19 protein-coding genes and 1 tRNA gene are annotated in these 20262 nt (G+C 65.5%); 10 read left to right on the plus strand and 10 right to left on the minus strand.

Annotation, left to right across the window (positions count from 1 at the left end; genetic code table 11):
• Positions 1-71: 71 nt before the first annotated feature.
• The 3 genes from parE (at position 72) to ACMZ91_RS02295 (ending at position 4293) form a co-directional block, all read left to right on the plus strand.
• Positions 72-1961 carry a DNA topoisomerase IV subunit B gene (parE, locus tag ACMZ91_RS02285; protein WP_019338185.1) on the plus strand — a complete coding sequence of 630 codons (1890 nt, stop codon included), beginning with the start codon at positions 72-74 and terminating at the stop codon, positions 1959-1961.
• 147 nt (positions 1962-2108) lie between these two features.
• A complete protein-coding gene (locus ACMZ91_RS02290) occupies positions 2109-2687 on the plus strand; it encodes a GNAT family N-acetyltransferase (RefSeq protein ID WP_049421510.1) in 579 nt (192 codons plus the stop codon).
• 109 nt (positions 2688-2796) lie between these two features.
• Positions 2797-4293, plus strand: a complete 1497-nt coding sequence (locus tag ACMZ91_RS02295) for a S10 family peptidase (protein ID WP_049462711.1) — start codon at positions 2797-2799, stop codon at positions 4291-4293.
• A 379-nt stretch (positions 4294-4672) separates the two neighbouring features.
• Here ACMZ91_RS02295 and ACMZ91_RS02300 read toward each other — a convergent pair whose 3' ends face one another.
• Both ACMZ91_RS02300 and ACMZ91_RS02305 read right to left on the minus strand, forming a co-directional pair.
• On the minus strand, positions 4673-5794 hold the full coding sequence (locus ACMZ91_RS02300; RefSeq protein WP_032128946.1) for an inorganic phosphate transporter: 1122 nt from the start codon (positions 5792-5794) through the stop codon (positions 4673-4675).
• Between the two features lie 13 nt (positions 5795-5807).
• Positions 5808-6434 (minus strand): DUF47 domain-containing protein, encoded by a 627-nt coding sequence (locus ACMZ91_RS02305; protein WP_004152833.1) that lies wholly within the window; start codon positions 6432-6434, stop codon positions 5808-5810.
• 283 nt (positions 6435-6717) lie between these two features.
• On the opposite strand from ACMZ91_RS02305, the gene ACMZ91_RS02310 reads away from it, so the two are divergent.
• Positions 6718-8061, plus strand: coding sequence for a hemolysin family protein (locus ACMZ91_RS02310; RefSeq protein WP_134950615.1), 1344 nt, complete (start codon positions 6718-6720; stop codon positions 8059-8061).
• A complete protein-coding gene (locus ACMZ91_RS02315; RefSeq protein WP_032128944.1) occupies positions 8045-8704 on the plus strand; it encodes an exopolysaccharide biosynthesis protein in 660 nt (219 codons plus the stop codon). The genes ACMZ91_RS02310 and ACMZ91_RS02315 overlap by 17 nt, the downstream gene beginning before the upstream one ends.
• A 92-nt stretch (positions 8705-8796) precedes the next feature.
• Here the strand turns inward: ACMZ91_RS02315 and ACMZ91_RS02320 are convergent, their stop codons facing one another.
• The 3 genes from ACMZ91_RS02320 to ACMZ91_RS02330 all read right to left on the minus strand — a co-directional run bounded on the left by ACMZ91_RS02320 (position 8797) and on the right by ACMZ91_RS02330 (position 11325).
• Positions 8797-9294 carry a pyridoxamine 5'-phosphate oxidase family protein gene (locus ACMZ91_RS02320; RefSeq protein WP_121503766.1) on the minus strand — a complete coding sequence of 166 codons (498 nt, stop codon included), beginning with the start codon at positions 9292-9294 and terminating at the stop codon, positions 8797-8799.
• Between the two features lie 68 nt (positions 9295-9362).
• Positions 9363-10358: an LLM class flavin-dependent oxidoreductase gene (locus ACMZ91_RS02325; RefSeq protein WP_049400370.1), complete on the minus strand. Its 996-nt coding sequence runs from the start codon at positions 10356-10358 to the stop codon at positions 9363-9365.
• 199 nt (positions 10359-10557) lie between these two features.
• The gene (locus ACMZ91_RS02330) at positions 10558-11325 is read right to left on the minus strand and encodes a sulfurtransferase (protein ID WP_134950614.1); all 768 of its coding nucleotides are present in this window, start codon (positions 11323-11325) and stop codon (positions 10558-10560) included.
• Between the two features lie 151 nt (positions 11326-11476).
• Here ACMZ91_RS02330 and ACMZ91_RS02335 point away from each other — a divergent pair, with 151 nt between their 5' ends.
• On the plus strand, positions 11477-11605 hold the full coding sequence (locus tag ACMZ91_RS02335) for a hypothetical protein (protein WP_414578068.1): 129 nt from the start codon (positions 11477-11479) through the stop codon (positions 11603-11605).
• A gap of 46 nt (positions 11606-11651) precedes the next feature.
• On the opposite strand, the gene ACMZ91_RS02340 is transcribed toward ACMZ91_RS02335, so the two are convergent.
• A complete protein-coding gene (locus ACMZ91_RS02340) occupies positions 11652-12017 on the minus strand; it encodes a DUF6164 family protein (RefSeq protein WP_032128940.1) in 366 nt (121 codons plus the stop codon).
• 70 nt (positions 12018-12087) lie between these two features.
• On the opposite strand from ACMZ91_RS02340, the gene ACMZ91_RS02345 reads away from it, so the two are divergent.
• Both ACMZ91_RS02345 and ACMZ91_RS02350 read left to right on the plus strand, forming a co-directional pair.
• Positions 12088-12522: an FKBP-type peptidyl-prolyl cis-trans isomerase gene (locus tag ACMZ91_RS02345; RefSeq protein ID WP_049421508.1), complete on the plus strand. Its 435-nt coding sequence runs from the start codon at positions 12088-12090 to the stop codon at positions 12520-12522.
• Positions 12509-13756, plus strand: a complete 1248-nt coding sequence (locus ACMZ91_RS02350) for a TIGR03862 family flavoprotein (RefSeq protein WP_049461934.1) — start codon at positions 12509-12511, stop codon at positions 13754-13756. Before ACMZ91_RS02345 ends, ACMZ91_RS02350 begins: the two co-directional genes overlap by 14 nt.
• 100 nt (positions 13757-13856) lie before the next feature.
• On the opposite strand, the gene ACMZ91_RS02355 is transcribed toward ACMZ91_RS02350, so the two are convergent.
• The 4 genes from ACMZ91_RS02355 to ACMZ91_RS02370 form a co-directional block, all read right to left on the minus strand.
• Entirely contained in the window at positions 13857-14318 is a 462-nt protein-coding gene (locus ACMZ91_RS02355) for a GNAT family N-acetyltransferase (protein WP_049461935.1), read from the minus strand.
• Positions 14319-14478: 160 nt separating this feature from the next.
• Positions 14479-16101, minus strand: a complete 1623-nt coding sequence (locus tag ACMZ91_RS02360; RefSeq protein ID WP_414578070.1) for an FMN-binding glutamate synthase family protein — start codon at positions 16099-16101, stop codon at positions 14479-14481.
• Positions 16102-16156: 55 nt separating this feature from the next.
• A complete protein-coding gene (locus ACMZ91_RS02365) occupies positions 16157-17443 on the minus strand; it encodes a nucleotide sugar dehydrogenase (protein ID WP_049461936.1) in 1287 nt (428 codons plus the stop codon).
• Between the two features lie 142 nt (positions 17444-17585).
• Entirely contained in the window at positions 17586-18020 is a 435-nt protein-coding gene (locus ACMZ91_RS02370; protein WP_032128935.1) for a BLUF domain-containing protein, read from the minus strand.
• Between the two features lie 132 nt (positions 18021-18152).
• Here ACMZ91_RS02370 and ACMZ91_RS02375 point away from each other — a divergent pair.
• Together ACMZ91_RS02375 and ACMZ91_RS02380 are read left to right on the plus strand one after the other, a co-directional pair.
• A tRNA-Leu gene (locus tag ACMZ91_RS02375) sits at positions 18153-18239 on the plus strand.
• 1779 nt (positions 18240-20018) lie between these two features.
• A complete protein-coding gene (locus ACMZ91_RS02380) occupies positions 20019-20180 on the plus strand; it encodes a hypothetical protein (protein WP_157805894.1) in 162 nt (53 codons plus the stop codon).
• The last annotated feature ends 82 nt before the right edge of the window (positions 20181-20262 follow it).

Consider the following 20262-nt stretch of genomic DNA (forward strand, 5'->3'; position numbering starts at 1 on the left):
CTGAACCGCAGGCGTGCAAAATCCCGTGCCAGACCCCACACTTGCCCGTCGCTCCAAGCTTTCGAAGACAGATGAACGCCCGTTATAACGCCGCCGATATTGAAGTCCTGTCCGGCCTTGACCCGGTCAAGCGCCGTCCCGGCATGTATACCGACACCGCGCGCCCGAACCACCTGGCGCAGGAAGTGATCGACAACTCGGTGGACGAGGCCCTCGCTGGCCACGCCCGCTCGATCGAGATCACCCTGTACAAGGACGGCAGCGTGGAGGTCAGCGATGACGGCCGCGGCATGCCGGTGGACATCCACCCGGAAGAGAAGATCCCGGGCGTCGAGCTGATCCTCACCCGCCTGCATGCCGGCGGCAAGTTCAGCAACAACAACTACACCTTCTCCGGCGGCCTGCACGGCGTCGGCGTCAGCGTGGTCAATGCGCTGTCGACCCTGGTCGAGGTGCACATCAAGCGCGAAGGTGCCGAGCACCGCATCACTTTCCGCAACGGCGACCGCGCCACCCCGCTGGAAGTGGTTGGCAGCGTCGGCAAGAAGAACACCGGTACCCGCGTGCGCTTCTGGCCGGACCCGAAGTACTTCGACACGCCCAAGTTCGCTGTGCGCGCGCTCAAGCACCTGCTGCGCGCCAAGGCCGTGCTCTGCCCGGGCCTGACCGTGAAGCTGACCGACGAGGCCACCGGTGAAGTCGATACCTGGTACTACGAAGACGGCCTGCGCGATTACCTGAAGCTGGAGCTGGGCGATCGCGAGATGCTGCCGGCCGAACTGTTCGTCGGCAACCTGAAGAAAGACACCGAGATCGTGGACTGGGCCGTGGCCTGGCTGCCGGAAGGCGAACTGGTGCAGGAAAGCTACGTCAACCTGATCCCCACTGCCCAGCACGGCACCCACGTCAACGGCCTGCGCACCGGCCTGACCGAGGCGCTGCGCGAGTTCTGCGACTTCCGCAACCTGCTGCCGCGTGGCGTCAAGCTGGCCCCGGAAGACGTGTGGGACCGCGTGTCGTTCGTGCTGTCGCTGAAGATGACCGACCCGCAGTTCAGCGGCCAGACCAAGGAACGCCTGTCCTCGCGCCAGGCCGCCGGCTTCATCGAAGGCGCCGCCCACGATGCGTTCAGCCTGCTGCTGAACCAGAACGTGGAGCTGGGCGAGAAGATCGCGCAGATCGCCATCGAGCGCGCCAGCGCGCGCCTGAAGACCGAAAAGCTGGTCGTCCGCAAGAAAGTCACCCAGGGCCCGGCCCTGCCCGGCAAGCTGGCCGACTGCATCAGCCAGGACCTGTCGCGCACCGAGCTGTTCCTGGTGGAGGGTGACTCGGCAGGCGGCAGCGCCAAGCAGGCGCGTGACAAGGACTTCCAGGCGATCCTGCCGCTGCGCGGCAAGATCCTCAACACCTGGGAAGTGTCCTCCAACAGCGTGCTGGCGTCGGAAGAAGTGCACAACCTGGCCGTGGCCATCGGCTGCGACCCCGGCAAGGACGACATTGCTGGCCTGCGCTACGGCAAGGTCATCATCCTGGCCGACGCGGACTCGGACGGCCTGCACATTGCCACCCTGCTCACCGCGCTGTTCCTCAAGCACTTCCCGGCGCTGGTCGATGCCGGCCACGTGTTCGTGGCGATGCCACCGCTGTTCCGCATCGATGTGGGCAAGCAGGTGTTCTATGCCCTGGACGAAGAAGAGAAGCGCTCGATGCTGGACAAGATCGAACGCGAGAAGATCAAGGGCGCGATCAACGTCACCCGCTTCAAGGGCCTGGGCGAGATGAATCCGCCACAGCTGCGTGAATCCACCATCCACCCCGACACCCGTCGCCTGGTGCAGCTGACCGTGGACGACGGCGAGCAGACCCGTTCGCTGATGGACATGCTGCTGGCCAAGAAGCGCGCCTCCGACCGCAAGGGCTGGCTGGAGAGCAAGGGCGATCTGGCTTCGCTGGAAGTCTGACCCGACGCGGGGCCGGATCCGTTTCCTGCAGGGAAACGGCTCTGGCCCCATCGCCCGGTAATGCCGGTTCATGTGCCCTTGGCATTACGCCCCCATCGGCAAACCCGGCGGCGCCATAATGCGCGTCCATCTGTGTGGACCATCGTATTGGCCAGCCACTCGCTGCTGTTCCCGGGCCTGCCGCTGCACAGCGCGCGCCTGGTCCTGAGCCCGATCCGCCGCGACGATGCGGCCGCCCTGTTCGCGATCCAGTCCGATCCGGACGTGATGCGGTTCTGGAACCACCCGGCGTGGACACGACCGGCCGAAGCGCGCGCGCAGATCGACGATGACCTGGCGGCACAGGCCACCGGCACCCAGCTCAAGCTGGCCGTGCGCGAAACGCTGGATGGCCCGTTGCTGGGCATCTGCGTGGTGTTCGCCCTGGATCGCGATGCCGCTCGTGCCGAGATCGGCTACCTGCTGGCCCCCGACAGGCAAGGCCAGGGCTACATGCACGAAGCGCTGCAGCATCTGCTGGACTACCTGTTCCAGACTCTGCGCCTGCATCGCGTGGAAGCCGAAGTCGACCCGCGCAACCGGCCCTCGGCACACGTGCTTGAACGGCTGGGCTTCCACCTGGAGGGCGTGCTGCGGCAGCGCTGGCGCATCCAGGGCGAACTGTCCGATTCGGCGGTATACGGCCTGCTGGCTGACGACGACGTGCGTACACCCCTGCCCGCTTGACCCAATCTGGCCAGTGGCGGCCTCGACGCGCGGCCATGCCTTTGGACACATACGACATGCCCTCCACCGGCCTAGCATCGGAACCCCCTTCCGCTGCCGATCCGGTGCCATGAAGTCCCTGCTGCACACTGCCGCGCTCTGCGTCGGCCTGCTCATCGCCCCAGCCAGCGTGCTGGCCGCGCCCGACGCCGAGGCCAAGCCCGATCCGAAAGACGACAAGACCGAAGCGCCCGCGCTGCCCGCCGATGCGTCGGCCCGCCAGAGCATGCGCCTGGCCGGCCGCACCCTGGACTACACCGCCACCGTCGGCACCCTGCCGGTACGCGATGCCAAGGGCAAGGTGATCGCCGACGTGGTGTTCACCGCCTACACGATGCCGGGCAAGGACCGGCCGGTGACCTTCGCGCTCAATGGCGGCCCGGGTGCATCTTCGGTCTACCTCAACATGGGCGCGATCGGGCCCAAGGTGGTCACCTTTGGTTCGGAGGGTGACAGCGCATCGGCGCCGGCCACCCTGCACGACAACCCCGGCACCTGGCTGGACTTCACCGACCTGGTGTTCATCGACCCGGTCGGCACTGGCTTCAGCCGTGCGCGCATCGGCGATGACGAGGCGAAGAAGCAGCTGTACAACCCCAGCGCCGACATCGAATACCTGTCGCGCTCGATCTACGACTGGCTGCTGCGCAACCAGCGCATGGGTGCACGCAAGTACCTGACCGGCGAGAGCTACGGCGGCTACCGCGGCCCGCGCATCACCCACTTCCTGCAGACCCGCCTGGGCGTGGCGATGAACGGCCTGGTGCTGGTGTCGCCCTACCTGAGCCCGACCCTGGAAGACAACGCCGATGTCTCGCCGATGGCGTGGATGCAGACGCTGCCGTCGATCGCTGCAGCGCACCTGGAGCGCCAGGGCAAACTGACCGATGCGGCGATGCGCGACGTGGTGGAATACACCCGCGGCGACTACGCCACTGCGCTGATGAAGGGCCGCAGCGATCCGCAGGCGACCGAGGCGATGCTGCGCCGAGTGACCGAGCTGACCGGGCTGGACCCGCAGTTCGTGCGCCGCGCCGGTGGCCGACTGGAGACGCAGGCCTATCTGCGTGAGGTGTTCCGCGACAAGGGCACGCTGGGCAGCCGCTACGACTCCAACGTAACCGCATTCGACCCGTTCCCGAATGATCCGGAACAGCGCGCCAACGATCCGCTGCTGGACAGCATCATTGCACCAACCACCACCGCGATGGTCGACTTCGTGACGCGGGTGGTTGGCTGGAAGGTGGATGCACGCTACCAGGCGCTGAACTACGAGGTGAACCGGCTGTGGGACCGCAACGGCGAGCTGCGCCAGGGCGCGGTGACCCAGCTGCGGCAGGCGGTGGCGATCGATCCGCATCTGCAGGTGCTGATCGTGCATGGCTGGAATGATCTGTCGTGCCCGTTCATGGGCTCGATCCTGACGGTGGACCAGATGCCGGCGATGGGCAGCAATCCGGACCGGGTGCAGGTGCGCAGTTATCCGGGCGGGCACATGTTCTACAGCCGGGCGGACAGCCAGGCGGCGTTCCGCAGGGATGTGCAGGCGTTGTTCCAGCGCAACTGAGGGTGGTGGTGGTGGCCGGGCCTGCGGCCCGGCACCCGCCGGATCAACGGCAACGGCAACGGCAACGGCAAAAGCAGGGTTTCCGTGGGTTGGCGGGGTGGGATAGGCAGGCGGGGGACGGCAAAAACTGCTCCTGCGTGCCTCGTAGAGCGCCATCCATGGCGCTCTGCGCCCCCGCCTGCCCATCCCACCCCGCCTTCGACAGTTTCCGTGCGCTGTTGGTGGATGCCGACCGTTGGTCGGCACGAGGGCGGATCCCTGTTTCTGCTCTGGTAGGTGTCGACCTTGGTCGACACGATGTGTCCGGAAGAATTCTCTGCCCATGAAAAAAGCCCGCCGGTATCCGGCGGGCTTTTTCGTGTGCACCTTGGCGCGGCGATCAGGTCCAGCCGAACAGTTCGAACAGCTTCAGGATCAGGTACGCACAACCACCTGCGGCCGGGATGGTCAGGATCCAGGCCCAGACAATGCGTTCGATCACGCCGAACTTCAGCGAGCGCGGGTTCTTGGCGAAGCCGACGCCCATGATCGCGGTGGAGATGCTGTGCGTGGTCGAGACCGGCATGCCGAAGTGGGCGGCCAGGGTCAGGATGGTGGCCGAGCTGGTCTCCGCGGCGAAGCCGTGGATCGGGTGCAGCTTGACCATCTTGTGACCCAGGGTCTTGATGATCTTCCAGCCGCCCGAGGCGGTACCGGCCGCCATCACCACCGCACAGGTCAGCACGATCCACATCGCGATGCCGTCACCGGCGCTGGCGTCCGGGTGCATGAAGGCCAGCCACGACGGCAGGTCATCCAGCGCACCGGTGGCCTCGGCACCGATCAGTGTCATGGCGATGATGCCCATGGTCTTCTGCGCGTCGTTGTGGCCGTGGGCGAAGCCCATGTAGGCCGCCGAGGCGATCTGCGCCTTGCCGAAGAAGGCGTTGACGATGCGCGGGCGGGCCAGGCGACCGATGGCACCACCGATCTTGGCCAGCCCGGCGATCAGGCCCCACAGCAGCACCATCACCACGATGCCGAGCAGGAAGCCGGCGATCGGCGAGGTGATCATCGGCACGAACACCTTCCACAGCAGGCCCTTGTTCTGCGCCCAGCTGCCCAGGCGCTCGGACCAGATCAGCGCGTCCCAGTTGTTGTGGGCAGCGGCCAGGCCGGCGCCGCAGAGGCCACCGATCAGGGCGTGCGAGGACGAGGACGGCAGGCCCTTCCACCAGGTGATCAGGTTCCAGATGATGCCGCCCAGCAGGGCGCACAGGATCACCTGCGGGGTGACGTCGACCACGTTGGTGTTGAGCAGGCCCGAAGCGATGGTCAGCGCCACCGCGGTACCGGTCAGTGCACCGATGAGGTTCATGAAGGCGGCCAGCATCACCGCCCAGCCGGGCGAGAGCACCTTGGTCGCCACCACGGTGGCAATGGAGTTGGCGGTGTCGTGGAAGCCGTTGATGAACTCGAAGACGAGCGCGGCCAGGATCACCACCAGGACAAGGGTCAACATGCGGCGGCGTCCGTCAGCTGTTCTTCAACACGATCTGGTACGCCACCACGCCGGCCTCGCGGCAGCGGTCGATGGCCTTTTCCAGGATCTCGAAGAATTCCTTCAGCAGGAACATCTGCAGGTTGTCCAGGCGGCCCGAGTAGATGTCGCGGTACAGCTCGAGCATCAGGCGGTCGGCCTCGTTCTCCAGCGAACGCAGCTTCTCGTTGAGAGCGGTCATCCGGTCCAGGTTCATGTGGCGCAGGTCGGCCACCATCTCCACCACCACGCCGGCAGCCTGTTCCAGCATCGCCGCGCGCGGCGCGAAGTCGATGTGCTCCAGGTGGGTCGTGGCCAGCGAATAGCGATCGGCGAACTTCTCGATCTGCTTCGGGATCTTGTACAGCGCCGAGCCCAGCGCTTCGATGTCTTCGCGCTCGATCGGGGTCATGAAGCTGTCCACCAGCGCCTGGCTGATCTTGTCCGAGGCCGCGCGTTCGCGCAGGCGGGCCAGCTTGAACGCGTCCAGCGCGGGCTGGCGGTCGGCCTCGCGCAGCATGGAATGCAGCGCCTTGGCGGCGTCGGAAGCCGCGACGGCAGCCTCATCGAGCAGGGTGTAGAACTGTTTGCCGGAACCGAAAATGGTCTGCAGAGAGAACATTGAGAAACCTGTCAGCCGTCGCGGGAAGGACGGCACCAGACGGAATTATGACGGCTAGATGACCATCACGGGTATCCCTGCCCCCTTCCGGGGCTCTGGAAGACCCAACCTGAACAGGCGGTTGCCACCCTGCCACGCCCCTTTGCTAAGATGCCAGCGCGCCTTCGGGCGCACCTTATGGACGACGACCCTTACCCCCCTGCGCCGCGCCGGACCCTGTTCCTGAGCGCCAGCCGCCATCGCAAGCACCCGCCCTCCCTGCCACCAACCGGGGACGACGCCCGTGTTTGAGATCCTGATAGTTTTGGCCCTGATCGTGTTCAACGGCTTCTTCGCCATGTCCGAAATGTCGGTCATGACCTCGCGCAAGAGCCGCCTGAAGCAGATGGCCAGCACTTCCAAGCGCGCCGCCAAGGCGCTTGAGCTGTCCGAGAAGCCGGAGAACTTCCTGTCCACCGTCCAGATCGGCATCACCCTGGGCGGCATCCTGACCGGCGTGTACGGCGGTGAGGCCATCGGTAACAGCATCGCCCACCACCTTCAGGTGTTGTTCCCGTCGCTGGCCGACACCATCACCCTGTTCGGCAATCCGCAGCCGCTGTCGAACCTGATCGGCAAGACGCTGGCCGTGGCGCTGATCACCTTCCTGACGCTGATTTTCGGTGAGCTGGTGCCCAAGCGCCTGGCCATCACCCGTTCGGAAGACATCGCTGGCATGGTAGCCCTGCCGATGGGCTGGCTGGCCCGAATTGCATTCCCGGCCGTGTGGCTGCTGTCCCATTCGACCCGCTTGGTCCTGCGCCTGATGGGGCTAGGCAAGGACGAAGTTGCCTCGGTGACCGAAGAAGAGATCCGCATGCTGGTGGCCGAGAGCCACGAGGCCGGTGTGATCGACGCCCACGAGCGCGACATGATGAACCGCGTCATGCGCCTGGGCGACCGCACCGCCGACAGCCTGATGACCCCGCGCAACCGCATCGCCTGGCTGGATACCCAGGCTGGGCTGGAGCGCAACCTGGAAATCATGGCCGAGCACGAGTTCTCGCGCTACCCGGTGCTGCGCGACAATGACATGGACGTGGTCGGCGTGCTGGAACTGAAATCGCTGGCCACACGCATGGCGCGTGGCGACAACGCGCTGTTCCAGACCCTGCGCGAACCGCTGTACGTCTCCGAATCGACCCACGCGATGAAGCTGCTGGAGATCTTCCGCGAGGAACAGCAGTCGATGGCGCTGGTGGTGGACGAGTACGGCGAGATCCAGGGCCTGGTGACCATCAGCGACCTGATGGGCGCGGTGGTCGGCCGCCTGCAGGCAGTGGAAAATGCCGACGAAGATGCGCTGGTGGTGACCCGCGAGGACGGCTCGCTGCTGGTGGACGGCTCGCTGCCGATCGAGGACCTGCGCGAGCTGATCGGCAGCAACGACCTGCCCGATGCCGAGGATGGCGACTACTACACGCTGGCCGGCATGTGCATCCACTACTTCGGCCGCATCCCGCACGCGGGCGAGTACTTCGACTGGGCCGGCTGGCGCTTCGAGGTGGTCGACCTGGATGGTGCGCGGGTGGACAAGCTGCTGCTGCGCACGCTGTCCGACGAGCAGGCCGATGAGCTCACCGCCTGAGGCCGGCCAGGGTCCGGGCGTTGAGCGCCCGGCCTACCGTAACGAGGGCATCCGCACCCTGCTGGAGATGTTCGCCTCCGGCGACCCGGCCGAGCACATGCCGCTCGGCCAGATCCTGTGCAACCTGCAGCAGAGCGCGTTCGGCGTGTTCCTGTTCGTGGCGATCCTGCCGTCGTTCATCCCGATCCCGGGCATGGGCGGCGCGGTCAGCGGCCCGCTGGTGATCCTGATCGGCCTGCAGATGCTGTTCTGCCTGCGCCGGCCGTGGCTGCCCGGCTTCATCGCCCGCCGCGGGCCCAAGCGCGGCACCATGCACCGCTTCCTGGACCGCATCGACCGCCCGCTGCGGCGGTTGGACAAGATGCTGAAACCGCGCCTGCCGCAGCTGCTGACACCGCTGCCGGCGCATGCCTTCAGCGGCCTGCTGCTGGTGTTGCTGGGCCTGCTGCTGTCGTTGCCGATTCCCTTCACCAACTTCCTGTTCGGCTTCCAGCTGCTGCTGTTCTCGCTGGCACTGCTTGAACGCGATGGTGCACTGATGCTGTTCAACTGGATCGCGGCGCTGGCGGCGATCGCCTTCTTCGGTTTCAGTTCGGGGCAGCTGGTGGGCTATACGGTGGAACTGTTCCAGCGCTGGTTCTGAGCCGGAATCCGGTAGAGCCGGCCGCTGGCCGGCTGCCACGTTTCCAGGTTTGCCGGCCAGCAGCCGGCACTACCAATACCGGACATCGGCCATCATCGAAGGTCGATGAATCCGTTGTCGGCCAACGCCGCCGGTTCGTCCTGCACTGCCGACAACACGAAACTCAGCGCTGTGCCCAGCAGCGTGCCCGGTCCATCCCAGTACTCGGCCGAGTCGGCGCGCACCAGGATCAGGCGCAGGTTCGGGTCGTCCTTGCCGCCCGGGAAGAACAGCTTCATCGCTGGCGACCACAGTTCCTCGATCTTCGCGCGATCATCAACCACGCGCGCGCGCCCGGCCACCGACACATAGGTGTTCTTCGATGGCGAGGCATACGCCACGTTGACGCGCGGGTCGAGCGCAATTTCGGCCACTTTCGGGCTGTCGGCAGTGATGACGAACCACAGATCACCGTCGAAGGTGACCTGCTGGGTGGCCAGCGGCCGGCTGTAGAGGCGGCCGTCGACGCCGGTGGTGGTAAACATCGCCACCTCCACGTCCTTGATCAGTTCTGCCAGCTGGGCAATGTGTTCGGCGCGGGTGTCGGCCATGTGGGGGCTCCTTCGATATGAGCCCCCATCAGACGCGGTTCGGCCGCAATGGGCCGTGACGCAATTGTTCAGCCCGCGTGGCGGGCGTGCCAGGCCTGCATCGCCAGTTCGAACGAGCGCAGGCGCGCACGGTGGTCATACAGGTTGGCGGTGAGCATCAGCTCGTCCGGCTTGTGGCGCTCGACAAACGCGGCGATGCCTTCCGCCACCTGCTGCGGATCCCCCAGCACGGTGCAGGCCAGTGCCCGCTCCACGCCCACTTTTTCGTGCGGCTCCCAGAAGGACTCGATGTCGTCGATGGGTGCCGGAATCTTGCCCGGTCGGCCACGACGCAGGTTCACGAAACTCTGCTGCTGGCTGGTGAACAGGCGCCGCGATTCGGCTTCGCTGTCGCTGGCAACGACGTTCAGGGCCAGCATCGCGTGCGGCTGCTTCAGCGTGGCCGAGGGGCGGAACTCGCGTCGGTACACCGCCAGCGCTTCGTCCATCACGTCCGGTGCGAAGTGCGAGGCGAACGCGTATGGCAGGCCCATCGAGGCGGCCATGCGCGCACCGAACAGGCTGGAACCGAGGATCCAGGTCGGCACCCGCAGGCCACCACCCGGAACCGCCTGCACCGCCTGCCCGGGCTGTACCGGTTCGAAGTAATGCAGCAGCTCGCGCACGTCCTGCGGGAACTGGTCGGCGCTGTCGAAATAGCGGCGCAGTGCACGCGCGGTCGGCTGATCGGTGCCCGGTGCACGGCCCAGGCCGAGGTCGATGCGGTCCGGATACAGCGAGGCCAGCGTGCCGAACTGCTCGGCCACCTGCAGCGGCGCATGGTTGGGCAGCATGATGCCGCCGGCACCGACGCGGATGCGCTTTGTGCCACCTGCCACGTGACCGATCAGCACGGCGGTGGCCGCGCTGGCGATGCCGGGCATGTTGTGGTGTTCGGCCAGCCAGTAGCGGCGGTAGCCCAGCGCATCGGCGTGCTGGGCCAGTTCCAGCATGTTGGCGAAGGCAGCGGTGGTGTCACTGCCCTCGCAGACCGGGGCCAGGTCAAGGATCGACAACGGGATCATCAGCAGTTTTCCGTCACAGGATCCCCCATGCATGGGGTCGGTCGGGCGCGGCGGCCAGTGACGGTGGCGGGATGCTGATTCCCGTGGGACGGGTTCAGGGCTGACCGCGCTGATCCGGTAGTGCCGGCCGCTGGCCGGCAGGCAACCTGCCCTGGCAGCCGGCCAGCGGCCGGCTCTACCGGGGAATCGACGTCCCGGCTTAGAACGCGCTGGGGCGCGGCTCCGGCAGCGGCTGGTCGACCATCGGCTTCAGCTCGGCATCCAGCGCCACGCGCTCGTCGAACACGAAGCAGCGGCCTTCGTAACCTTCGCCGCCCACCTCCTCGAAGTAGCCGAGGATGCCGCCGTCGAGCTGCAGCACATTGTCCATGCCATCGTTGACCATCCACAGCGCGGCCTTCTCGCAGCGGATGCCGCCGGTGCAGAAACTGACCACGGTGCTGTCCTTCAGCGCTTCGCGGTGCGGCGCCAATGCCTCGGGCAGGTCGGTGAACTTGTGGATGGGCAGCACCAGCGCATCCTTGAAGGTGCCGTACTCCACTTCCTGCAGATTGCGCGTATCGAGCATGACCACCGGCTTGCCGGCGTCATCATGCCCCTGCCGCAACCAGCGCTGCACGGTAGCCGGATCGACCGCCGGTGCACGCGGATACTCCAGCGGCTGGCCGTCATCACGGCGGAAGCTGATGATCTCGTCCTTCACCTTGGCCTTCAGCCGCGCGAACGGCTGATGCTCGCTCAGGCTGGTCTTGACCCGCATATCGGCAAAGCGCGCATCGGCATGCAGCGCCGCATAGAAACTTTCGACCGCCTCCGGCGCACCGGCCAGGAACAGGTTCAGCCCCTCGCCCGCCACCAGGATCGTGCCGCGCAGCTGCGCCGCCTCGGCACGCGCCAGCAGCTGGTCACACAAGACCTGGGGAGCGTCGATGACGGCGAAATGGTAGGCAGCGGTATTGGCGATCATCCCGCTATTTTAGCGCCTCCCGCCCGCACGGACAGTTTCAGGGGTCAGAGCCCTCTGCGCGGCAGAGGGATCCGACCCCGGCAGGCACCCGGAATCTGTCAGAGGCGGGGCGGTGTGGGCAGGCGGGACCGTTGGCGCCATGGATGGCGCCATGGATGGCGCCATCGAGCCCCCATGGACGGGTTTACGGCGTGTCCCGCCTGCCCGCACCGCCCTGCCCACCACGGATTGCCTGCTGTTGCTGTTGCTGTTGCTGTTGCTGTTGCTGTTGCTGTTGTAGTTGCCCTGGCATCGGCGGGTGCCGGGTGCAACCCGGCCGAAACCCCTTATCCCCGCAACAGCACGAACGGCAGCAGCACCAGCGCCGCCGCACCGGCCATCGCCAGCAGCACCAGCACCACATATACCGGCCGGCGCCGGAACAGGCTACCGAAGGTCTCCGCCGTCCCCTCGCGCAACGCCTGCTCGCGCTCGGCACGGATGCGCGGCCCGCGTTCGGCCTGGTACTCGGCCATCAGCGCCTTTGCACGCGGATGATCGGCGTCCTCGCGCAGCCACAGGCCGCCGTTGGAAATGCCCCAGGGGCTGGGTTCGGTGCGATACCAGGCGATGCCGTGCTGGTCGAGCAGCGTGCAGACATCGGCGTATTCGTCGTCGCCGACATTGCGCAGATTGAGCAGGAGTTTTGCCATGCCCCCATGATACCCGGCGCCGATGCGCTACCCTTGCCGCCCTCGCCCTGCGCCCTTCCGGAGACGCCCGATGCGCCGCCTGCTGCTTCCCCTGCTGCTGTCCCTCGCCGCCGTTGGCTGCTCGACCGAACCGTCCGGCCCACCGCCGGGTGGCACCCTGACCACCTTCGAGCGCATCGATACCGTCCCGGGTACCGGCGCCGAAGCCGTTGCCGGCAACAAGGTCACCGTGCACTACACCGGCTGGATCTACGACAACCGCACCGAAACCAAGCACGGCAAGACCTTCGACAGCTCGGTCAGCCGTGGCGAACCGTTCACCTTTGCGCTCGGCGCCGGCCAGGTCATCCGCGGCTGGGATGAGGGCGTGGCCGGCATGAAGGTCGGCGGCAAGCGCACGCTGATGATCCCGCCGGACTACGGCTACGGCGACCGCCGGGTTGGCCCGATCCCGGCCGGCTCGTCGCTGGTGTTCGATGTCGAGCTGCTCGATGTCAAACCGTAATACCGCAACGCCTCCACGGGTCGCCGTCATCGGCGGCGGCCCGGCCGGCCTGTTTGCCGCCGAGCGCCTGCGCGCCGCTGGGATGGACGTGGACCTGTACGAGGCCAAGGGTTCGCCCGGCCGCAAGTTCCTGATCGCCGGCAAGGGCGGGCTCAACCTCACCCATTCCGATCCGCGGCCGCTGTTCGACAGCCGCTACCGCGAGCAGGCCTCTACCGTGGGACGCTGGCTGGACGGCTTCGACGCGCAGGCGCTGCGCGACTGGGCTGCCGGCTTTGGCGTGGAGACCTATGTGGGCAGCTCCGGCCGCGTGTTCCCGGTCGACCGCAAGGCAGCCCCACTGCTGCGCGGCTGGGTGCGCCGCCTGAAAGAACAGGGTGTGCGCCTGCACGCCAACCACCGCTGGATCGGATGGAGCGACGACGGCGCCCTGCGATTTGAAACCGAAGACGGCGCCGTTGAAGTGCATGCCGATGCTACCGTGCTGGCCATGGGCGGCGGCAGCTGGCCGCAGCTGGGCAGCGACGGCGCCTGGGTCTCGCCACTGCAGGCACGTGGCGTGGACATCGCACCGCTGCAGTCGGCCAACTGCGGTTTCGACGTGGACTGGACGCCGTTCTTCGCCGAGCGCAATGCCGGCGCACCGTTGAAGCCGGTGGTCGCGCACTGGCTGGACCTGGCGGGACAACCGCAGTCGCTGCAGGGCGAGTGCGTGGCCAGCGAGTACGGCATCGAAGGCAGCCTGATCTACGCATTGGCCGCAGACCTGCGCGAGACCATCAACCGCGATGGCCACGCGATGCTGTGGCTGGACCTGGTACCGGGCCGCGATGAAGCACGCCTGCTGGCCGACCTGTCACGCCCGCGCAAGGGTCGCAGCTTCGGCGAGCACCTGCGCCGCCAGGCCGGCCTGGATGCAGTGAAAGCCGCACTGGTATTCGAGATGCTGGGCAAGGAAGCGGGCAACGACCTGCCTGCCGTGGCAGCTACGCTCAAGCGCCTGCCCCTGCGCCTGCTGCGCCCCCGGCCGATGGCCGAGGTGATCAGCACCGCCGGTGGCGTGCGCCTGGATGCGCTGGATGATGGCCTGATGCTGCGGGCAGTGCCCGGCGTGTTCTGTGCCGGCGAGATGCTGGACTGGGAGGCGCCGACAGGTGGCTACCTGCTGACCGCGTGCTACGCCAGTGGCCTGCGTGCTGCGGAAGGCGTGATCGGGTGGCTGGCGGCGCGGTAGGACCGGCCCGGTAGAGTCGAGCTTGCTCGACTGCTTCGCGCTGTAGAGCCGAGCCACACTTGGCTTGAATCAACAGCAGTCGAGCAAGCTCGACGCTACATCACCACGGCCGGCGCATGCTCACCGAGGCCAGCGCCACGCCGCTGGGATGCGGATAGGTCTCTTCGCGCACGCTGACAAAGCCCTGCCGTTGATAGAACGGCACGGCGTTGAGCGAGGCCGACAGCACTACCTCACGATCACGATCGGCCATCGCCAGCAGGCGCTGCATCAGCGCCTGGCCGATGCCCTTGCCGCCGCGATCCGGATCGACGAACAACGCATCAACCTCGTTGGCATCGGTATCAAACACGCCGAACCCGAGCAGGACACCCTGCCCGTCCTCGGCCACCACGCAACCACCCTGCCCCAGCAGCCTCGCGTACTGCAGCGGCGGTGGCGAGGCCGACCACGGCGCGATGACCTCCGGCGGGTAGTGGCTGCAGCAGGTCTCGCGCACGCAGCGCGTACGCAGGGCCCACAGCCTGGCCACATCATCCATGGTGCCGGTCCTGAACTGCATGACGCCTCCTTGTAGAGCCGAGCCCATGCTCGGCTGTTCTTCGTTCCAACATCGCGATGTCTGATTGAAAGGCAGTCGAGCAAGACTCGACTCTACAGAATCGTTAATCTCGACGCCTGATCGAAAGGCAATCGAGCATGGCTCGACGCTACAGCAACGGTTACCGCGACTTGCTGGCGCGCAGCGCCTGGATCTTCGGCGGCGGCTGGAACGAGTCGCTGCGTGCATCGGCCCAGAACGCATGGAACACCGCATGGTCGGGCACCTTGTGCAGCAGTTCGCCTGGTTCCAGGTAGCGGTACAGCGAGGCCAGCGAACGGATTTCCACCGGTGAGACGCGGCGCAGGATGTGCTCCGGCCCCAGCTCGGCAGGATCGTTCAGGCCCGCCGCACACAGCAGCTCCCTCAGGGCGTGCAGCGTGTGCTCGTGGTAACTGTACACACGGGTGGCCTTGTCCGGTGCATCCAGATGCTTCCAGCGTGCCGGGTCCTGGGTCGCGATGCCGGTCGGGCACTTGTCGGTATGGCAGCTCAGTGATTGGATGCAGCCCAGCGCGAACATGAAGCCTCGGCCGGCATTGCACCAGTCAGCCCCCAGCGCGATGGTCCGCGCGATGTCGAACGCGCTGGTGATCTTGCCGGCCGCACCGATGCGGATGCGATCGCGCAGATCCAGGCCGACCAGGGTGTTGTGCACCAACAGCAGCGCTTCGTGCATCGGCACGCCGACATGGTCGACGAACTCCGCCGGTGCCGCACCCGTGCCACCCTCGGCGCCGTCGACCACGATGAAGTCCGGCAGCAGCCCGGTTTCCTGCATCGCCTTGGCAATGCCGAACCACTCCCACGGGTGGCCGATGGCCAGCTTGAAACCGACCGGCTTGCCACCGGACAGTTCGCGCAGGCGCGCAACGAACTGCAACAGCTCGACCGGCGTCGAGAACGCTGAGTGGCGCGACGGCGACACGCAGTCCACACCCATCGGCACGCCACGCGTCACCGAGATCTCGGCGGTCACCTTTGGCGCCGGCAGCACACCACCGTGGCCGGGCTTGGCGCCCTGCGACAACTTGATCTCGATCATCTTGACCTGATCATGGGTGGCATTGGCAACGAAGCGTTCCTCGCTGAAACCGCCCTTCTCGTCACGGCAACCGAAGTAGCCCGAGCCGATCTCCCACACCAGGTCGCCGCCCATCTCGCGGTGGTAGGGCGAGATCGAACCTTCGCCGGTGTCGTGATAGAAGCCACCGCGGCGTGCGCCTTCGTTCAGCGCGCGGATGGCATTGGCCGACAGCGAACCGAAGCTCATCGCCGAGATGTTGAACACGCTGGCCGAATAAGGCTTGGCACAGTTCGGGCCGATCAACACACGGAAGTCATGCTTGGCGATGGCAGTCGGTGCCAGCGAATGGTTGATCCACTCGTAATCCACCGCATAGGTGCTGCGCAGGGTGCCGAACGGCACCGTGTCCATCTCGTTCTTGGCGCGCTGGTAGATCAGTGCACGCTGCTGGCGCGAGAACGGCACGTCTTCCAGGTCGCTCTGCACGAAGTACTGGCGGATCTCCGGGCCGATCGATTCCAGCCCGTAGCGGAAGTGCGCCATCACCGGATAGTTGCGGCGCAGCGTGCTGCGCTTCTGCAGCAGGTCCCAGGTCCCCAGCGCCACCATCGCGGCAGTCAGGCCGACGCCCCAATACCAGGCCGGCCAGATCGTGGCCAGCCACAGGCATATCGGGAACATCAGGATGGCGAGCAGGTAGACGATATACCGGTGCATGGCTTTCCTCGGTTGCAACTGCCCCCGAGTCTACCGCGCCGCCCGCTGCCAAGGCTTACAAGCGATCGTCAACCACGTTGCGCGGCCAGGCCGATTTCACGTCGTAGACCAGGCCTCCCGGCGCCAGCAGCCCCCGGATTGCGGATTCATCCATCGCCTTGAAACGGGCGTGGGCCACTGCCAGCACCACCGCGTCATAGCACCCCGCCCCGGGATCGGCCAGCCAATCCAGGCCCTCGCCGGTCAGCGCCGCCGGGCCGACCCAGGGGTCGCTGACCTCCACCTGCGCACCGGCATCACGCAGGCGTTGCGCCAGTTCCAGCGCGCGGCTGTTGCGCAGGTCCGGGCAATCCTCCTTGAAGGTCACGCCCAGCACCAGGATGCGTGCGTCCGCCGGCGCACAGCCACGCTCGGCCAGCATCGCCAGCACCCGCGCCGCCACGTGCTCGCCGACGCGGTTGTTGACCTGTCGTGCGGTGTGGATCAGGTCCGGGTGATAGCCCACGCTCTCGGACTTGTGCAGCAGATAGTACGGGTCCACGCCGATGCAATGGCCGCCGACCAGCCCCGGCCGGAACGGCAGGAAATTCCACTTGCTGCCGGCGGCGTCCAGTACGTCCTGGGTATCGATGCCCAGCCTGTCGAAGATCAGGGCCAGCTCGTTGACCAGCGCAATGTTGACGTCGCGCTGGATGTTCTCGACCACCTTGGCCGCTTCGGCCACCCGCATCGACGGTGCCGGGAAGGTACCGGCGGCGATGATGCGCTGGTACAGACCATCAATCACCGCAGCAACTTCCGGTGTCGAGCCGGAAGTGATCTTGCGGATGTCGGCCAGGCGCCGCTGGCGGTCGCCGGGGCTGACCCGTTCCGGGCTGTAGCCGCAATAGAAGTCTTCGTTGAAGCGCAGGCCCGAACCCTGCTCCAGCAGCGGCACGCACACTTCCTCGGTGGTACCGGGGTAGACCGTGGACTCGTAGATCACCAGGTCGCCGGCGCGAAGATGACTGGCAATCAGCCGTGTCGCCGAACGCAGGGGCTCCAGGTCGGGCTGCTCGTAAGCATCGATCGGGGTCGGCACGGTGACGATGTAGACGTTGCAGGCATCGAGCAGTGCCGGATCGCTGCCGTACTGCAGCAGCTGCGCACTGGCCAGCTCGTCGGATTCCATTTCCAGCGTGTGGTCCTGGCCGTTGCGCAGCTCGGCGATGCGACCGGCATCGATATCGAAACCCAACGTCGGCCACTGCCGGCCAAACGCCACCGCCAACGGCAGGCCGACGTAGCCCAGGCCGATCACCGCAAACCGGGGTGCGCTGGCCGCCGCTACCGGCGCACTCATCGGCACATCCCGCGCAACGGATGCGATCGCACATACGCTGCCATGGCCTCGGCCAACACACTCATCTGCTGCACCACTCCGGAAAACCTGCGCCAGAAAGGCTACAGCCTACCGGCCCCGGCGCCCTGCCGCCAAGGCGGGCTCAGGACCCCAACGCCACCGCGGCCGGTTCCAGTTCGCCGTCGGCGCCGGTCCAGGCCTGCAGCAGGCGCTCGAATCCACCGCTGCCAAGCAGGAAGCCGGGCCACGCGGCGTCGACGATCTGTGCCAGCAGCTCCGGTTCGATCCGCCGCGTGCCCATCGACCAGCGCGGAAATGCGCGCTGCACCACGGGGGCACGGCACAACACTTTCAGCTGCCCGTGGCTGCGCGCATTGAGGATGCGCTGGAACACCGAATCGATGCCGTCCTCCGGGCCCTCGAGATACTGCAGGAAGCGCGCTCCGTCGAACATCAGCACACCGGTGACACCGGCCACACGATTGAATGCCGTGGCGTCGGCCAGCAGGCGGTCAAGATCGGTTGTCTGCAGATCGGCGCGGGCCTCACTGGCATAGGCAATCGCGTGCAGCGACATCAGGTGGCTCCCCCCCCTGGGAACGATGGCAGGGACTATGACATGAATGCGATCGACAGTTAAGCACGCCGCGGCCATGATGCAATCCGGTTGCGGAACCGCAGGTGGGCTACAATCGGCGCCGCGCTGCAGGCCCGGATGGCGAAACTGGTAGACGCATCGGACTTAAAATCCGCCGGGGGCAACCCCATGCCGGTTCGATTCCGGCTCCGGGCACCAGCGCATGTTTTGGGGAGCCTACGTGTTCGCTACGATTCACCCCGAATCGGCACGCAATCAGGCACTTAGGTTGATCGAGTTCTTCGCGATCACCACGATTCGCCCGGACTTGCCCGGCCACTCTCCCCAAATTTTCCCCATATGATGCAGCCATGGCCAGCATCCAACGATCAGGGAACAAGTGGCACGTGCTGGTGTGTATCGTCGGCGTTCGTGACTCCACTACAAAGCACACGAAGCAGGAAGCTGCCAAGTGGGCTTTAGAACGAGAGGCCGAGCTGCGAGGTGGGAAGCTTCCGGACAAATCTCTGCGCGAAGCCATGCGCCACTAAGTCAAGGAGAAAGCGCCCAAGAGAACTGGCGAGCGATGGGAGTCGGTCCGCATCGCGACTTGGGAGATCTCTGCCGCTCTTGGACCGGCGCATCGCGGTAGTCGACAGTTCGGACATCATCGCTTGGCGAGATACCAGGCTTAGGCAGGTCAAGCCGGGGACGGTTGCTCGTGAAATGAACCTGATGCGGCCTGTGTTCGAGACTACGCCCCGGGAATGGAAGTGGATCAAGTAAAGCGCCATGTCGGACGTTCGCTGGCCACAGCAGCAGAAAGGCCGGTCACGACGCGTATCTCCAGCTTAGCAAGAACGGCGACGCGAGAGACGTACCGCTTAGTCGGCGGGCCTGCGAGGCTCTGAAGACACTACCCCTCGGCTTCGGGCCCATCTCCAGATCACGTCAGGCGTTCGTGATGCGCTCTGGCGGAAGGTCCGCGACTCAGCGGGCGATCGGGAAGTGCATTTCCACGACAGCCGTGCAGAGGCTATCTGGAGGCTATCGAAGAAGCTCGACATCCTGCAGCTGGCCAGAATCACCGAACATCGAGACCTCAAGTCTTTGATGCTCTACTACCACGAGCCAGCTTCTGAGATCGCCCGCAGTTGGGGGGATGACCACATCCCATCCGGCCTCCCAGGTGCAGGCAAACAACCAGACACGCAGCTAGACCGTTACGGGTGCGCGGAAATGGAGGTGGCAAGACGGTGTCACCAGGGAAAATCTGTCTAGCTCGATTGGGTTCCTAACCAATGCAGGGAGATTGCCGCTCACCTCTGACAGGACCACCAAGGGAACGACAAGCCGATAACGCCGATCCCGGGAGTTAGGCCCCCAACGGCAAACCGGGCAAACACCAGTTGTAGATGTCACTTGAGCCAACAACTGCAACAAATTGCAAAAAAAACGATGCCCACAACTTCCACTCCCCATTGCGGATACAAAGCGAGGACTGCCAAGACCAGCGTTGCATCGCACAAAGGGCGAGGCACAAAAAATTCTTGCCAAGCACAGCCCCTTCCTCTCCATCCCCATCTCCATCTCCATCTCCATCTCCATCTCCATCTCCAGATCGAAACCCGGAACACCTAAGAAAACACTTGACTCCAAGCCCCCCCCCATGTTTACCTCCAATCCAAGCCAACCCTTCGCTAGATTGATAAATCAGCCCTTGGGTAGCATTGCGCAAGAATGAGACGGAGCAAGGAGTCGTCGGAAGCCCCGACACCCAGGCGCAGGGAATTGCGCCAACACAGGAGAGTGAAGCAATGCATACGTTGACGAATGAACAGGTTCTAAGCGTTTCCGGCGGAATGGGAAGTACGACAAAGACGATTATCGCAGGGACGTTCGTGGCGTCCCCGGTAGTAGGCGCAATGCTTCTGCTCGGTTACTACGCAAACAATCAATGCTAATCATCCAGTGACCCCACATCAAAAGGACGTGCCCATGAACAATGAAGTTATCGAACTCGACATGAATGAAGTCGAGCAAGTTTCCGGCGGCAACCCGCTGGTAGTAGCCGGCACCGTTGGCGCAGTATTGGCCTTTGCCTATCAGGTAGGGAAAGATATGGCGGCGCGTGACGCTCTCCAGTGCCCTGCTCGCTAATTTGGCTTAACCAGTAGTACTTTGCAAAAAAAACGTCAGCGCCTTTTCGAGGGCGCTGACGCTATGAGGCGTAAGCACACCA

The organism is Stenotrophomonas sp. FR024 (genome assembly GCF_047500745.2).
Taxonomy (GTDB): domain Bacteria; phylum Pseudomonadota; class Gammaproteobacteria; order Xanthomonadales; family Xanthomonadaceae; genus Stenotrophomonas; species Stenotrophomonas maltophilia_A.